Source organism: Polaribacter sp. (assembly GCF_024639685.1).
GTDB lineage: Bacteria > Bacteroidota > Bacteroidia > Flavobacteriales > Flavobacteriaceae > Polaribacter.
In genome coordinates this window covers 1-2,255 of the sequence record NZ_JAHEHX010000009.1, presented here as the reverse complement: position 1 = coordinate 2,255, position 2,255 = coordinate 1, and the positions used below count along the sequence as shown (strand labels likewise).

2 protein-coding genes are annotated in these 2,255 nt (G+C 37.0%); both read left to right on the top strand.

The window, feature by feature from the left end; genetic code table 11:
* Positions 1-458: 458 nt before the first annotated feature.
* Complete coding sequence (locus Q0L44_RS04670) at positions 459-992, top strand: hypothetical protein (RefSeq protein WP_296635931.1); 534 nt, start codon at positions 459-461, stop codon at positions 990-992.
* Between the two features lie 3 nt (positions 993-995).
* Positions 996-2,255: AAA family ATPase (locus tag Q0L44_RS04665; protein ID WP_296635928.1), on the top strand; the 1,260-nt coding region annotated here is incomplete at its 3' end.

Here is a 2,255-nt window from a genome sequence, read left to right as displayed (position 1 = left end):
TTCCAACCACCACTAAACCTATCTTTATAACTTTGTATTTCATAATCTCTATATATGTAAATACTTCCGTCATAGTCTTTACTAATTAACTTAGCTTTGTACTTCATATTACTCCTTTCTGTTATGTTGTTTGTTTGTTTTTGAAATTTTCTATTTATCATCTATTACATATATAAACATTTTTTGGTACTATTACAAGACCTAAACGGTACTTTTTTTAATGAAACCCCTGTAAGGTGCAGAAAACAAGGAAAAAAAAATGAAAATAATTGAGAAACATTTAAGACTTTCAGCAGATGTATGTGATTTATTACGAAAAAAAAAGATAAACAGCAGACGTTCTGAGTCCTTAATAGTGGATGAGATATTAAGAGATTATTTTACAAGTGGACTTTCCAACAACGTGCAGAGGATCGTAAAAAAAGCCGATACAATAATCAATAATAAAGGAGAATAACATGGAGAATTTAGATTTAGGTAATGAAAGTGTAGCTTATGTCGGTTTCAAATCCCAGGCAAAAACCTGGGTAGTAGATGGAACCGAATGTAATATAAAAAAAATATTAATAGATCCAGAAACTATTAAAGTTGGTCAAGGTAAACTACAAGCTGGAGTTGCACCTATATGGAAATGGAATGATGCACCTGGATTAAAAGTAGAATTACAAGAAGGATTTAAGAAAGCATTTTGCATTACAGTATACTTATCTAGTAAACATGGAGCGCCAGAAAATGCCTGGAGGGATTGGATGACCAATCAAAGAGCATCCAGAGAAGCATTAAGAAGAGTCTGGATGGAAGGAGTTGGAACAGGTCAGAAACAAAACAAAGGTAAAATGGCTATAATAGAGGTAACAGGTATTAATCCAGAAAAGTTTGGAGAAGCTACAGTTAACGTTCCAGTATTTAAGTTAGCTGGCTGGACTGATAAGCCTACTGAAGCTGTTAAACCAGAACCAGAACCAGAATTAAAAGATGATCTTGAGTTTTAGGATATGTCAAAATGGTCAGCGAATATAAAAGCTGTAGCCAAACATTTCTGGGGAGAGCCGAGCAAAGAAACCAAGACAGAATTAAGGTTCGGCTCTCAAGGTTCCAAGACGGTGAATTTGGATGATGGAACCTGGTATTGTTTCGAAACGGAAGAAGGTGGAGGAGTAGTGGATCTAGTTAAGCAACAGTTACCAGATGTGGACGTAGCACAATTCCTGGAAGATGTAATTGATTTACCAAAGCAATCCCAGGACGATCAATTCGAGCAAAGCTTTGTATCGGAAAACAATACTGTCTATGATTATCAGGATCAGGAAGGCAACAGTATATACCAGGTAGTACGTTACGAACCTAAGACATTTAGACAGCGCCAACAGGTAAACGGTAAGACAGTATGGAACCTTCAAGGGGTTACTTTACTACCGTATCGTCTACCACAAATAGAGCAAAACAAGGACAAACCAGTTTACATAGTAGAAGGAGAAAAAGACGTACTAAAGCTAGAAAGCTTGGGTATATTAGCTACTTGTAATAGTGGTGGATCAGGTAAATGGACTAAAGAACATAGCCAATACCTAAAAAGTAGAGATGTAGTTATTATTCCAGATAATGACGAGCCAGGTAAAAAACATTCCAGGGTTGTTATATCCAGCTTACAGACGTTAGCTAAGAGTATAAAGCTAATAGAATTACCAGGAATAAAGCCAAAAGGTGATGTTTTCGACTGGTTAGAAGATCACAGTATTAAGGATCTATTAGACCTGGTTGAACAAACAAAGGTATTATCAGATAAACCTATTACTCCAATACCTATTATGTCAATCCAGGAAGTAATGAATATGAAGCCTGTACCCTGGTTAGTCCAGGATTATATCCCAGAAAACTCCATGTCTATGCTGTATGGATCTCCTGGCAGTGGTAAAACCTTTATTGCTTTAGATATGGCGCTACACATAGCGCATAATAAGCCTTGGCACCATAAAGCAATTAATCCAGGTGAAGTATTTTATATTGCTGGAGAAGGTGTTGGAGGATTAAGAAAACGTTTAAAAGCCTGGCATATATTCCACGAACTAGAGCCTAAAGCGCCCTGTCACATCATTCCCCAAGCTGTGGGACTCTTAAAAGAACAGGAAATGGAACAATTAATAGAAACTATTACTAAGATTAGCAAAGACCAGGTCAAGCTGGTTATCTTCGATACGGTGGCAAGATGTATGTCAGGAGATGAGAACAGCGCCCAGGATATAGGGGACGCAATC